Genomic DNA, 13096 nt, shown 5'->3' on the forward strand with positions numbered 1-13096 from the left:
CACTTTTTCCATGTTACTGCGAAGATGTGTCAAAACCTTGATCTCTGTGTGTTTTTAACATGCTATTTGTAACAGGCCGGCAGCGCACCGGTCGAAGAGCTGGTTTCGCTCATCCGGGAGAGGCTGCCAGGGGGCGAACGGTTGATGCAAAGCCGCAGAGCAGGGTGTGCAGCGGCCGGGAACCGGGCACCCAGCCCAGTTCAATGAGGGCTTTACCCCTCTTCTTCCCTCATTTACCTTTAATAAAATCCTCAACAGGTGAAGGGAATTACCTTGACCATCACAGATCCCGTGATCCTGACCGAGCTGCAGCAGATCCTGTTTCGCTCCTTCGACGTGATCCCGTTTCCGATCCTGATCTCGGAGTCGGCCTGCAGCGAGACGCTGGACAGCATCCCCACCCGGCTGTCGGAGATCCCCGCCCGCCATCACAGGTTCCTGAACCGGGCTTTCGTGACGCAACTGGGTTACGACCTGACGGATCTGCCTGACATGGCCAGTTGGTTTGCCACCGTCTATCGCGACGAGGAGAGCAGGGCACTGGCCATCTCGCGTTGGAACCAGGCGGTGATGAGCAGCCTGGCAAGCGGGGCTGCGGTGGCCGAGATGAATGCCCTGCTTTACTGCAAGAGCGGCCAGCAGCGCTGGTTTACCATCACGGCCCAGTTGAAAGCCGATGCCATGCCGGGCTGGCACATAGTGACTCTGCGCGACATTCACGATCTGCACTGCATGATAGAGGAGGTGAGCCGGATCTCCTGCACCGATCCACTGACCGAGCTCGGCAACCGGCGTGCCGCCGGGCAGCAGTTGCAGGCGCTCTGGCTGCAGGGAGAACCCTTCTCGGTGATCCTGGGCGACATCGATCACTTCAAGCAGATCAATGATCGCTACGGGCATCCCGCCGGGGATGCGGCGCTGTGCGAGGTGGCCCGCATCATGACTGGCCAGCTGCGAGCCGGGGAGCACCTGGCCCGCTGGGGCGGAGAGGAGTTTTTGCTGATCCTGCCCGGGGTGGATGCTGAGCTTGTGGTCGAGCGGGCCGAGCAGTTGCGCCGGCAGTTTGTCGGCCATGTGGTCGCGTGGGAGGGGCAGAACTTCTCCCTGACGATGAGCCTGGGCTGTGCCACCCTGGGCAAGGGCCAGAGCAGCGACAACCTGCTGCAGGTGGCTGACAAGGCGCTCTATCAGGCCAAGAGCAACGGGCGCAACCAGGTGGTCTTCGGCAAGGAGTAGCTGGAAGGCGCCCATAAAAAAACCGAAGCCAGGGCTTCGGTTTTTTGTACGGCGGCGGGCGCTTGCCCGGGCGGCCTTATTTCTTGATGCGGATCACCGGGGTCTCGCCCACGGTCACGGCACCCGTCATCTTCACCAGCTCTTTGATCTCGTCCATGTTGGAGATGACCACCGGAGTCAGGGTAGATTTGGCTTTGGCTTCCAGAACGGCCAGATCGAACTCGATGATGGTGTCACCGCGCTTGACCTGTTGACCTTCCTGAGCGATGCGCTTGAAGCCTTCGCCTTTCAGCTCAACGGTGTCGATACCGAAGTGAACGAACAGCTCGATACCAGAGTCGGATTCCAGCGAGAACGCGTGGTTGGTCTCGAAGATCTTGCCGATGGTGCCGTCGCACGGAGCAACCATCTTGTTGCCGGCCGGCTTGATGGCGATGCCGTCACCGACGATCTTCTCGGCGAAGACCACGTCGGGCACATCTTCGATCGGTACGATTTCGCCTGACAGCGGGGCAAAAATTTCGATGCCGCCGGTATCAGAGCTGTCATCGGAAACCAGTTTCTTCAGTTTATCAAACAGACCCATAGTAAAAGCTCCTAGAGATGATTGTCGCTGTTTGCAGCCGATCTTAGCAGACTGCCTTCTGCTTAATAAAGTTATCTACACAGGCTTCGATTTCGGCGGCGGTGGCAAAGCTCAGCGCTTGATCAGCCATGGCCTTCACATCTTCGAAGTTGGTGTTGCGGATAAGCTTCTTGATACGCGGTACAGAGATGGCGCTCATGGAGAACTCATCCAGACCCATACCCAGCAGCAGCAGGGTGGCACGCTCGTCACCAGCCAGTTCACCACACATACCGGTCCACTTGCCTTCGGCGTGGGATGCATCGATAACCATCTTGATCAGGGTCAGGACGGAGGGTGACAGCGGGTTGTACATGGCGGAAATCATCTCGTTACCACGGTCGACGGCCAGGGTGTACTGGGTCAAATCGTTGGTACCGATACTGAAGAAATCCACTTCCTTGGCCAGATGATGAGCCATCACGGCAGCAGCCGGGGTCTCGATCATGATACCCACTTCGATGGATTCATCAAAGGCTTTGCCTTCGGCACGCAGTTCGGCTTTCAGCGTCTCTACGGTGGCCTTCAGGCTGCGGAACTCTTCGACGGAGATGATCATCGGGAACATGATGCGCAGTTTGCCGAAGGCAGACGCACGCAGGATGGCCCGCAGCTGGGCGTGCATGATGTCGGCGCGATCGAAGAAGATCCGCACGGCACGCCAGCCCAGGAAGGGGTTCATCTCTTTCGGGAAATTCATGTAGGGCAGTTCTTTGTCGCCGCCGATGTCCATGGTGCGCACGATGATCGGCTGATCCGGCATCGCTTCGGCCACTTCTTTGTAGGCTTTGAACTGCTCGTCTTCGGTCGGCAGCGCATCACGGTCCATGAACAGGAACTCGGTGCGGTACAGACCCACGCCTTCGGCGCCGTTGCGGATGGCACCCTCGGTATCCTTGACGGTACCAATGTTGGCGCACACTTCGACCTGATGGCCATCCAGGGTGATGGCGGGCAGATCTTTCAGCTTGGCCAGCTCGTCTTTCTCGGCCTGGAACTGGGCCTGGATCTCTTTGAACTTGGCCAGCTGTTCGGCAGTCGGGTTGAGGACGATCTGGTTGTTGATCGCGTCCAGCACCAGCACGTCACCATTCTTGACGCGCTCGGTGATGTCGTTGGTACCCACGATGGCCGGCAGCTCCAGGGAGCGGGCCATGATGGAGGTGTGGGAAGTACGGCCACCGATGTCGGTGACGAAACCCAGCACGTATTTCAGGTTGATCTGAGCGGTTTCGGACGGGGTCAGGTCTTTGGCGACCAGGATCACCTCTTCGTCGATGGTGCTCAGGTTGACAACGGCGATGCCCAGTACGTTCTTGACCAGACGGGTGCCGATGTCACGGAAGTCGGTGGCGCGCTCGCGCAGATAGGGGTCATCCAGCTCGGCCATCATCTTCGCGTACTGCTCGATGACCTCGTAGATGGCCTTGTCAGCGGTGGCCTTGTTGTCTTTGATGAAGGATCTGATATCCCCTTCCAGCTCTTCATCTTCGAGCAGCATGATGTGGCCTTCGAAGATGGCCTCTTTTTCTTCACCGAAGGTGCGACCGGCCATCTCTTTGATGGCTTCCAGCTGTGCGGCTGACTTGGTGCGGGCTTCGAGGAAGCGGTTGATTTCGGCATCAATCTGTTCGGCAGCGATTTTGCCCTGATTGATAACGATTTCATCTTCTTTCAGAAGAAGCGCCTTGCCGAATGCGATACCGGGGGACGCAAGAATGCCAGATATCATAATCCTTCCTATTAAAACGACTGTGGGGGAGGAATAAAGCTGGATTACTCCAGCTCGTCCATCAGGGCAACCAGCTTCTCAACGGCTTTCTGAGCGTCCGGGCCGTCGGCCTGGATGGTCACGTTGGTGCCTTTGGTCAGGCCCAGGGTCTGCAGCTTGAACAGGCTCTTGGCGCTGGCGGATTTGCCACCGGAGACCACAGTGATCTCGCTTTGGAATTCTTTGGCTTCTTTCACGAACTGAGCTGCCGGACGGGTGTGCAGGCCGTTTTCAGCAGTAATAACAACAGACTTCTCGTACATGGTTTCACCCCATATTATTGATATTTTTTGGTGTGAGGGATGCTTTTGACGCTTCCTTCTCGCACCGTGTCAGTATGGATATGTTGTAAAGTAACGAAATCAGACCTGCAATGGTTTAATCCAGGTCAATTTTCTGTGCAGTATTCGGTGTCTGCCTCAACTCTTTTCCGTTATCGCGCTACAAGCCGCGTCAATGCTGGCCTGAAATTATTTTATAACGAAAAATAACACTTTGTTACTTTGTGATACCTAGTCGGCAAACACCTCGTGACGCGGCACAGGATATGAGATTTATCACAGAATGTCTGCTTTTTTCGTCACTGCTTTGCTTGTTATTTTACCCCGAAAAATAAGGGGTCGACTGGCGCTGCCAAGTGCTCAGTCTAGCCCATAAAGAAACGGCGCTCCTGGGAGCGCCGTTGTTTTGAAATAATCCGATCACTTATTGCTGCAGCTCTTGTTCGCTGAACACCCCGGCAAACAGGGCGCTGGAGAGGTAGCGCTCGGCAGCGCTCGGCAGGATGACCACTATGGTCTTGCCTTCAAACTCCGGCAGCTCGGCGAGGCGAGCTGCGGCCACCACGGCGGCACCTGAGCTGATGCCCGCCAGAATGCCTTCCTCTTCCATCAGGCGGCGAGCCATTTCGATGGCGTCATCGCTGCTTACCTGTTCGACGCGGTCCAGCAGGGTGAGGTCCAGGTTGCCCGGGATGAAGCCGGCACCTATGCCCTGGATCTTGTGGGGACCCGGTTTGATTTCAAGGCCGGCCAGACGCTGGCTGATCACCGGCGATTCGCTCGGTTCGACGGCAACGGAGACCACCGCCTTGCCCTTGGTCTGTTTCAGGTAGCGGGAGACACCGGTAATGGTGCCGCCGGTACCGACGCCGGCCACGAACACATCCACGTCGCCATCGGTGGCATCCCAGATCTCGGGACCAGTGGTCTTCTCGTGGATTTCCGGGTTGGCCGGGTTTTCAAACTGTTGCAGCAGCACGTATTTGCCGGGCTCGGACTCGAGGATCTCGTTGGCCTTGGCAATGGCCCCCTTCATGCCGAGCGGCCCTTCGGTCAGCACCAGGTTGGCGCCGAGTGCCTTGAGCAGCTTGCGGCGTTCCAGGCTCATGGTGGCCGGCATGGTCAATGTGATGGGATAGCCACGGGCGGCGGCCACGAAGGCCAGAGCAATACCCGTGTTGCCGCTGGTGGGTTCGATGATCTCCTTGCCCTTGGTCAGCACGCCGCGCTTCTCGGCATCCCAGATCAGGTTGGCGCCGATACGGCACTTGACGCTGAAGCTCGGGTTTCGGCTCTCAATCTTGGCCAGCACGCGGCCCTTGGTAACACGGTTGAGACGAACCAGAGGGGTGTGACCTATGGTCTGGCTGTTGTCCTCAAAAATTTTGCTCATGGTGCTATCCCTGTTTGTTACGGCGATGAAACAAGATTACCCTGTGGTTTCTGAATGAGAAGTGACGATTTGTTATAACAATATGTTATTACAAGATATAGAGCTTATTCTTTCTTATTGAGACCTCCCTCGCGAAAAGGTCTCTCGTCGTCAAAGGAATGGACGTTATGGGATTTGCAGGAAGCGATCGCTATCTCGCCTCAGAGGCGCTCAAGATGGCGGTCAATGCCGCCATCGTGCTGGAGAAGCCGCTGCTCATCAAGGGTGAACCCGGCACGGGCAAGACCGAGCTGGCAGAGGCCGTGGCCAGCCATCTGGGCACCGAACTTATCGCCTGGCACATCAAATCCACCACCAAGGCCCAGCAGGGGCTCTATGAGTATGATGCGGTGGCCAGGCTGCGGGACTCCCAGCTCGGCGACCCCAGGGTGGGGGAGATAGGCCACTACATCCGCCGTGGCAAGCTGTGGCAGGCCTTCACTGCCGACCAGCGTCCTGTGCTGCTTATCGATGAAATCGACAAGGCGGATATCGAGTTTCCCAACGATCTGCTGCAGGAGCTGGATCGGATGGAGTTCGACGTCTATGAAACCGGCGAGCGCATCAAGGCCCGCCAGCGCCCAGTGGTCATCATCACCTCCAACAATGAAAAAGAGCTGCCGGATGCCTTCCTGCGCCGCTGTTTCTTTCACTACATCCGCTTCCCCGACAAGGCCGAGATGCAGGCCATCGTCAAACTTCACTACCCCGATCTCAAGGAGAGCCTGCTCGGCGAGGCGATGGATCTCTTCTTCGAGCTGCGGGAAGTAGAGGGACTGCGCAAGAAACCCTCCACCTCGGAGCTGTTGGACTGGATCCGGCTGCTGTTGGCTGACGACATCGCCCCCGAGGCGATGCGCGCCCGCGAGCCAGGCAAGCTGGTGCCCGCCCTCTACGGCGCCCTGCTCAAGACAGAGCAGGACCTGCATCTCTTTGAGAAGCTCGCCTTTCTGGCCCGCCGTGGTAGCTAGATGCTGATCGATTTTTTTACCCACCTGCGTCGCCACCAGCTCCCCTGCAGCCTGCGCGAACTGCTGGACTTGCACGGTGCGCTGGCAGCCCGGCTGGCCAGCCTCGACATGGACGAGTTCTACCAGCTCTCCCGCTGTCTGCTGGTAAAAGACGAGGCTCACTACGATCGCTTCGATCGCGCCTTCGCCGAGTATTACGAAGGGCTGGCCGCCATCCCCCTGCTGCCGGAGAGCCTGCCCGATGAGTGGCTGCGCAAGGAGTTCGAACGGCTGCTGAGCGCCGAGGAGAAGGCGTTGCTCCAATCCCTTGGCGGGCTGGATCAGCTGCTGGCGACCCTCAACCAGCGCTTGAACGAGCAGAAGGAGCGCCACGCCGGCGGCAACAAGTGGGTCGGCACCGGTGGCAGCAGCCCGTTCGGCCACGGCGGTTTTCACCCGGAAGGGATCCGCATGGGGGGAGAGGGCCAGCATGGCAAAGCGGTCAAGGTGTGGGAGGCGCGCCATTATCGCAACTTCAGCGACGACTCGCCGCTGGGGCAACGGGCCATCCAGCTGGCGCTGCGCAAGCTCAGGCGCTGGGTGCGCCAGGGCAGCCCGGACGAGCTGGATCTCGACGACACCATCCGGAGCACGGCCAGGCAGGGCTGGCTCGATGTGAAGCTCAGACCCGAGCGCCACAACGGGGTCAAGCTGCTGGTCTTCTTCGACGTGGGAGGCTCCATGGATGCCCACGTGGCCGAGGTGCAGCGGCTCTTCTCGGCCCTGCGCCACGAGTTCAAGCACCTGGAGTACTTCTATTTTCACAACTGTCTCTACGACTTCGTCTGGCGAGACAACGCCCGCCGGCACGAGGAGCGCTTCGACACCCTGCGCCTGCTGCGCACCTACGGCAGCGACTACAAGGTGATCCTGGTGGGGGATGCCACCATGGGCCCCTACGAGATCACCTGGCCTGGCGGCAGCGTCGAATATTGGAACGAGGAGGCCGGTCAGGTGTGGCTGGCCCGCCTGCAGCAGCATTTTCCCAAGCTGGTGTGGATCAATCCCACCCTGCGGCGGGAGTGGCTCTGGCACCCCTCCATCAAGTTGATGAACGAATTGATCGGCGGGCGCATGCACCCGCTGACCCTGGCGGGTCTGGCTGCGGCCATCGACCAGCTGTGACCCTCTCTACCCGAACAGACCAACAAGCCGGGAGTGAACCCGGCGAGGAGCAAAGATGACCTCTATCGTGATCAGTGGCTCAGGCCTCTATACCCCTCCCTTTGCCGTCAGCAACGAAGCGCTGGTGGCCGCCTTCAACCAGTACGTGGATCTCTACAACGAGGAGAACGCCTCCGCCATCGACGCCGGCCAGCTGCCCGCCAAACAGCATTCGAGCAGCGAATTCATCGAGAAGGCCTCCGGCATCAAGAGCCGTTATCTGGTGAGCAAGGAGGGGGTGCTGGATCCCGACATCATGCAGCCATTGATGGCGGAGCGACCCGATGACAAGCCCTCCATCATGGTGGAGATGGCGGTGGCCGCCGCCGAGCAGGCGCTGATCGCCGCCGGTCGCGAGCCGGGGGAAATAGATCTGGTGATAGTGGCCGCCTCCAACATGCCGCGCCCCTATCCGGCCCTCTCCATCGAGTTGCAGCACTATCTGGGGGCGAGCGGCATGGCCTTTGACATGAACGTGGCCTGCTCCTCCGCCACCTTCGGCATCAAGACGGCGGCAGACATGCTGGCGGCTGGCAGCGCCCGACTGGCGCTGGTGGTCAATCCGGAGATCTGCTCTGGCCACCTCAACTTCCGCGATCGGGACAGCCACTTCATCTTCGGTGACGCCTGTACCGCCGTGCTGCTGGAGCGGGAGGCCGATTGTCAGGTGGCCAACCCCTGGCAACTGGTGGCCAGCAAGCTGGTGACCCAGTACTCCAACAACATCCGCAACAACTTCGGCTTTTTAAACCGCCTGAGCCCGCGCACCCGCTACGGCGATGACAAGCTGTTCCGCCAGCAGGGGCGCAAGGTGTTCAAGGAGGTGCTGCCGCTGGTGTGCGATCAGATCGCCGGCCAGCTTGATGAGCAGGGCTGGGCGGCGGATTCCCTGAGCCGCCTCTGGCTCCATCAGGCCAATCTGACCATGAACCAGTTCATCGCCCGCAAGCTGCTCGGCCACGATGCCAGCCAGCAGGAGGCGCCGGTGATCCTCGACAGCTACGGCAACACCAGCTCGGCGGGTTCCATTATCGCGTTCCATCTGTACAATCGCGACCTTCCCGCGGGGGCCCGCGGCGTGCTCTGCTCGTTTGGCGCCGGCTATTCGATCGGGAGCCTGCTGTTGCGGCGCCTGTGAGGGGCGGGGTCATCTCCTCGCCGTCATGACGATAAGGTTTGGGTGGAATCATGCAGAGGATCACGGGGCGCTGCGCCCTTCACTACGGGGTGACGCTGTCACTGTTTTGTCTTTACGGGCTGCAGGTCTGCCCATTCCTGGAGAGCCTGACGCTGCCCCAGCTGCTGGGGCCCGCGCTGGTGACTTTCGCCATCATGTTTGTCCTGCGCGATCAGCTGCTGCGCAAGGTGATGCTGTCCGGTCAGGGGCTGGGAGGCTTCGGGCTGGAGGTGGGCTTCTACCTGCTGGGGGCCTTGCTGCTCTCTGGCTACAACGGCATCCGGTATGATTTTCCGCTGGAGAGCCACCTCAAGATCCTGCTGGGGATGAGCACCCTGGGCTTTCTGGTGGCAGCGGATCTCTCGCTGCAGCGGGACTGGCAGCGTGCCAAGCTGCGGGAGCATCAGGCCTGCCTGGTGCTGAACCAGCCGCTGGCCATGCCGGTTTCCCGCAAGTTCTCCCTGTTCGCCTTCACCACCCTGACCCTGCTTGGCGCTGTGTTCTTCCTGCTGTTCAACAAGGATCTGGAGTGGCTGGTTACAGTGGACAAGAGCCTGCCGCGGCTCGATGCCCAGCACTACATCTTGCTGGAGATCGCCTTCGTGATGGTGGTGACCTTCGGTTATCTCTGGCTCATCATTCGCGGCTATGGCCGCAACCTAACTTTGTCACTGATGCATCAGACTCGCGCCATGGCGCAGGTGCAGTGCGGCGATCTGGAGGCGCGGGTGCCGGTGATCCGTGACGATGAGTTCGGCCTGATTGCCGCCGGCACCAACCAGATGATCGGCGAGCTGAAGGCGCGCCAGGACGAGCTCAACCTGACCCGGGACGTGGCCATCCTGGGGCTCGCCTCGCTGGCGGAGACCCGCGACAACGAGACCGGCGCCCACATCATCCGCACCCAGTTCTACGTCAAGGTGCTGGCGGAGCAGCTGAGCCGCAGCGACTGGGAACGTTATCCGCTGGACGATGCCACCATCGATCTGCTGTTCAAGTCGGCGCCGCTGCACGACGTGGGCAAGGTGGGCATTCCCGATGCCATCCTGCTCAAGCCGGGCAAGCTGACGGACGAGGAGTTCGCCATCATGAAGCGCCACCCCCAGATTGGCGCCGACGCGCTGGCGAGCGCCGAAGCCCAGCTCGGTTCCAACTCCTTCCTGCGGCTGGCGCGGGAGATCTCCCTCACTCACCACGAGAAGTGGGATGGCAGCGGCTATCCGGCCGGGCTGGCGGGGGAGGCGATCCCCTTGTCGGGGCGGCTGATGGCGCTGGCGGATGTCTACGACGCCCTCATCTCGAAACGGGTCTACAAGCCCGCCTTCAGCCATGAGCAGGCCAGAACCATCATAGTGGAGGGGTGTGGTCGCCACTTCGATCCGGCCATCGTCGACGCCTTCCTCGCCTGCGAGGAGGAATTTCGCCAGATTGCCCTCAGGCACAAGGATCACGACTGACAAAAAACCACCCGAACGGGTGGTTTTTTTATGGCTGGCTCACTGGGCCGGCTCGATGGCGAGCACCAGGCAGTTGGGCTCGCTGATGCGAAAGCGCACGTTGCAGTCAAACAGTCTGACGCCGTACTCCTTGTCATCCGGCTTGCCCTTCTTGTAGGCGGGGCGGGGATCCTGGGCCAACACCTCGCTCACCAGCAGGCGCAGCTCGGGGTGGGCCTTGAGCCAGGGTTGCAGCTGCTGCTCCGCCTCGGGGCTGAAACTCACCGCCAGCGGCGGGGTGGGGGCATCGGGGGCGAAACCGCCGCGGGCATCCGGCAGGCTGTCGGCATAGGGAACATAGGGCTTGATGTCGACGATGGGAGTGCCATCGAGCAGGTCCACCGCCCCTAGCTCGAGCCAGAGCTTGCCGCGCTCACGGCCGACCCCGTGCAGCTCGACTACCGAGAGGCCGAGGGGGTTGGGACGAAAGGTGGAGCGGGTGGCAAATACCCCGACCCGCTCGTTGCCGCCCAGGCGTGGCGGGCGCACCGTCGGGTGCCAGCCCTGCTCCATGGTCTGGTGAAACACGAAGCTGAGCCAGAGGTGGGAGAACTGCTCGATGCCACGCAGCACGTCCGGCTGATCGTAGGGGGGCAGCAGCTCGAGGCGGGCGCGGGCCGATTTGACCAGACCGGGCTGGCGCGGGATGGCGAACTTCTCCTTGTAGGGAGAGCGGATGATACCCAGGGTGTCGATTTCGAACTTCATGGCGGATCCTGACTGAAAACCTCGGCAATGTAGCACAGCAGCCCTTAAAACGCAGGCGTACCCGCTTGCCGTGATCTTGCTCCCATCCCGGCCGCCCGAAGGCTGTATCGCGCCGCCAACTTGCGTAGGGTGAGCGCAGGAAGAGTGAAAGGTCCGTCCGCTGGCAGGGCGGGCCGGCACAACCAGCGTGGCCATCGAGGATGGGCCGCGCCGCACAGGAGAGACAGGGATGAAACTGCTGATCATCGGCGGCACCGGATTTCTGGGTCGCCATCTCGCCTCACTGGCGCTGGACTGGGGCCACGAGGTGACCTTGTTCAATCGCGGCCGGCGCCAGCATCCGGACTGGCGCGAGCTCACCCAGCTGCAGGGGGACCGGGATCGGGACCTGACCCCGCTGCATCGCCATCAGGATGGCTGGGATCTGGCCATCGACACCTGCTGCTATCGCCCCGAACAGGCGGCGAGCCTGTCGGCCGCCCTGCTCGGGTGCTGCGAGCGGCTTATCTTCATCTCCACCATCAGTGTCTATCGCGACTTCGCCCACCCGGGGCAGGACGAGTCGGCGCCGCTGCACGAGATGGCCGAGGGGGAGATGGCGGAGGATTACGGCCCCCTCAAGGTGTTGTGCGAGGCGACCTATCGTGCCCGCTGGGGCGAGCGGCTCTGCATCTTGCGCCCGGGCGTCTTGTGCGGCCCCCATGATCCCACCGGCCGGCTGGCCTGGTGGGTCACGCGGGTGCAGCGGGGCGGCCCCTGGCTGCTGCCGGGGCAGGGGGAAGATCGGTTGCAATATCTGGACGTGCGCGACTGCGCCGAGTTCGTGCTGCGGGCCGCCGAGCAGCAATTGAGCGGCATCTTCAATCTGGTCAAGCCCGGTATCGCGCTGAGCGACTGGGTGGATCGCCTGGCCGCCAGGCTGGCCCCCGCGACCCCGATCCTGCCCGAATGGGCGCCCTGGCCCGCGCTGCTGGCCGCCGGGGTGGAGCCCTGGCAGAGCTACCCGACCCTGTTGCCCAATGCACAGCCCGAGTATGCCGGCTATGGCCTCATCAGCGCCGAGGCGGCCATCGTGCAGGGCCTCAACTTTCGGCCGCTGGAGGAGACGGTGGCGGATGTGGCCGAGTGGCTGGCCGGCGCGCCGGACGCTGTGGTGGCCACCGGCATCACCGCCGAGCAGGAGGCGCGGCTGCGTCAGCTGGTCCGCTAGGGGCCAACAAGTGCGGCAGCAAAGCAAAAGGGCATCTCTCGATGCCCTTTTCTGTCTGATGTGAGCGGCGTTATTCGGCGCGCATGGCGGCGCCGGCGGCGGTCAGTTGCTCGCGCAAGATGGCGCGATGACAGCGGGACTCCTGCTCGCAGTAACAGCCCACCGACAGGTTGGTGGTGTGGGAGAGGGCGGCCAGCAGCGCCAGATCGTGCCTGGCGGCGGGAGTGGCCAGCTCTGCCTTGTACTGTTTGCAGAAGGCGCTCCACTGGGCGGGCGTCTCGGCAGCCTGGCCCAGCTTCATGGTGTCGTTGCTGGGGGCGAGATTGGGGAACCAGACGTCGTACCAATCCTGGCTGGCAAATTCGGTTTTGGGCACGCCGCGGGGCGGGCGGCGCACTGTGCCGATCCGCAGTCCCTCGTCGGGCAGGCGGGGTGTGCCGAGGCGAACGATGGCCAGTGCCATGCAGGCTCCTTGCAGTTGCGCTTATTTCTCGGTGGCGACTTTCAGCGCCTGACCGTAGCAGATCACCTGCTTCAGGCAGCCCGGGGTGTCGCTGAATTCGGCGCACTTGTCGAAGGTGACGCCGTTACCGCCCATGTCGGCCACGCGGCGGCGGGCCAGGGTGCGGGCCTCGCCGGCGTTGGGGATCGGCTGCTTGGCATCGCTCTGGCAGGACTCCCCTTCGACGGTGCCGAGGTAGAGGTAGTTGAGATCGGCCAGCTGGCCCTGTTCATAGATCTGAACGCTGCCCGGTTTGAAGTACTCGTCGAAGTTCTCTTTGTCCAGATTGCTGTTGAAGGCAAAGTCGGCGCAGCCGGAGGCAATCAGGGGCATCATCAGGATCAGGCGTTTCATCGTCTCGTATCTTGTGTCGGTGATGAGGACAGTAGCAAGGCGCAGGCGCTCCATGTCGGCATCTTGTGGAATAGCGAAGGAGCCATTATAGGGGCCAGTCGACGGTGGCGACCAGCCCCATTTTTAGCCG

The 13096-nt window shown here is 61.4% G+C and carries 13 protein-coding genes; 6 read left to right on the forward strand and 7 right to left on the reverse strand.

The features are described from left to right. Positions 1-273 precede the first annotated feature (273 nt). Entirely contained in the window at positions 274-1236 is a 963-nt protein-coding gene (locus AB5Y98_RS02825) for a GGDEF domain-containing protein (protein ID WP_010633317.1), read from the forward strand. Between the two features lie 76 nt (positions 1237-1312). Here AB5Y98_RS02825 and crr read toward each other — a convergent pair whose 3' ends face one another. The 4 genes from crr to cysK all read right to left on the reverse strand — a co-directional run bounded on the left by crr (position 1313) and on the right by cysK (position 5306). Further along, positions 1313-1822, reverse strand: a complete 510-nt coding sequence (gene crr / locus AB5Y98_RS02830; RefSeq protein ID WP_005303134.1) for a PTS glucose transporter subunit IIA — start codon at positions 1820-1822, stop codon at positions 1313-1315. Positions 1823-1865: 43 nt separating this feature from the next. Beyond that, positions 1866-3593, reverse strand: coding sequence for a phosphoenolpyruvate-protein phosphotransferase PtsI (ptsI, locus tag AB5Y98_RS02835; protein ID WP_005303130.1), 1728 nt, complete (start codon positions 3591-3593; stop codon positions 1866-1868). A 44-nt stretch (positions 3594-3637) separates the two neighbouring features. Further along, positions 3638-3895 carry an HPr family phosphocarrier protein gene (locus tag AB5Y98_RS02840; RefSeq protein ID WP_005303128.1) on the reverse strand — a complete coding sequence of 86 codons (258 nt, stop codon included), beginning with the start codon at positions 3893-3895 and terminating at the stop codon, positions 3638-3640. A gap of 442 nt (positions 3896-4337) precedes the next feature. Continuing rightward, positions 4338-5306: a cysteine synthase A gene (gene cysK / locus AB5Y98_RS02845; RefSeq protein ID WP_005303122.1), complete on the reverse strand. Its 969-nt coding sequence runs from the start codon at positions 5304-5306 to the stop codon at positions 4338-4340. 167 nt (positions 5307-5473) lie between these two features. Here cysK and AB5Y98_RS02850 point away from each other — a divergent pair, with 167 nt between their 5' ends. Genes AB5Y98_RS02850 through AB5Y98_RS02865 form a run of 4 tightly spaced genes read left to right on the forward strand, consistent with a single transcriptional unit; the run spans position 5474 to position 10153 of the window. Further along, the gene (locus AB5Y98_RS02850) at positions 5474-6316 is read left to right on the forward strand and encodes a MoxR family ATPase (protein ID WP_201891867.1); all 843 of its coding nucleotides are present in this window, start codon (positions 5474-5476) and stop codon (positions 6314-6316) included. Beyond that, the gene (locus tag AB5Y98_RS02855; protein WP_336290699.1) at positions 6317-7480 is read left to right on the forward strand and encodes a VWA domain-containing protein; all 1164 of its coding nucleotides are present in this window, start codon (positions 6317-6319) and stop codon (positions 7478-7480) included. A gap of 55 nt (positions 7481-7535) precedes the next feature. Further along, positions 7536-8657, forward strand: coding sequence for a beta-ketoacyl-ACP synthase III (locus tag AB5Y98_RS02860; protein ID WP_019839765.1), 1122 nt, complete (start codon positions 7536-7538; stop codon positions 8655-8657). 50 nt (positions 8658-8707) lie between these two features. Beyond that, positions 8708-10153 carry an HD domain-containing phosphohydrolase gene (locus AB5Y98_RS02865; RefSeq protein ID WP_368231286.1) on the forward strand — a complete coding sequence of 482 codons (1446 nt, stop codon included), beginning with the start codon at positions 8708-8710 and terminating at the stop codon, positions 10151-10153. A gap of 39 nt (positions 10154-10192) precedes the next feature. Here the strand turns inward: AB5Y98_RS02865 and tsaA are convergent, their stop codons facing one another. Beyond that, positions 10193-10900: a tRNA (N6-threonylcarbamoyladenosine(37)-N6)-methyltransferase TrmO gene (gene tsaA / locus AB5Y98_RS02870; protein ID WP_010633323.1), complete on the reverse strand. Its 708-nt coding sequence runs from the start codon at positions 10898-10900 to the stop codon at positions 10193-10195. A gap of 229 nt (positions 10901-11129) precedes the next feature. Here tsaA and AB5Y98_RS02875 point away from each other — a divergent pair, with 229 nt between their 5' ends. After that, a complete protein-coding gene (locus tag AB5Y98_RS02875) occupies positions 11130-12110 on the forward strand; it encodes an NAD-dependent epimerase/dehydratase family protein (protein WP_368231287.1) in 981 nt (326 codons plus the stop codon). A gap of 70 nt (positions 12111-12180) precedes the next feature. Here AB5Y98_RS02875 and AB5Y98_RS02880 read toward each other — a convergent pair whose 3' ends face one another. Both AB5Y98_RS02880 and rcsF read right to left on the reverse strand, forming a co-directional pair. After that, positions 12181-12573, reverse strand: coding sequence for a DUF488 domain-containing protein (locus tag AB5Y98_RS02880; protein WP_005303108.1), 393 nt, complete (start codon positions 12571-12573; stop codon positions 12181-12183). Between the two features lie 21 nt (positions 12574-12594). Further along, the gene (gene rcsF, locus AB5Y98_RS02885) at positions 12595-12966 is read right to left on the reverse strand and encodes an Rcs stress response system protein RcsF (RefSeq protein ID WP_010633326.1); all 372 of its coding nucleotides are present in this window, start codon (positions 12964-12966) and stop codon (positions 12595-12597) included. Positions 12967-13096 lie beyond the last annotated feature (130 nt).

This window comes from Aeromonas sp. s3 (assembly GCF_040907805.1).
GTDB classification, from domain to species: domain Bacteria; phylum Pseudomonadota; class Gammaproteobacteria; order Enterobacterales; family Aeromonadaceae; genus Aeromonas; species Aeromonas dhakensis.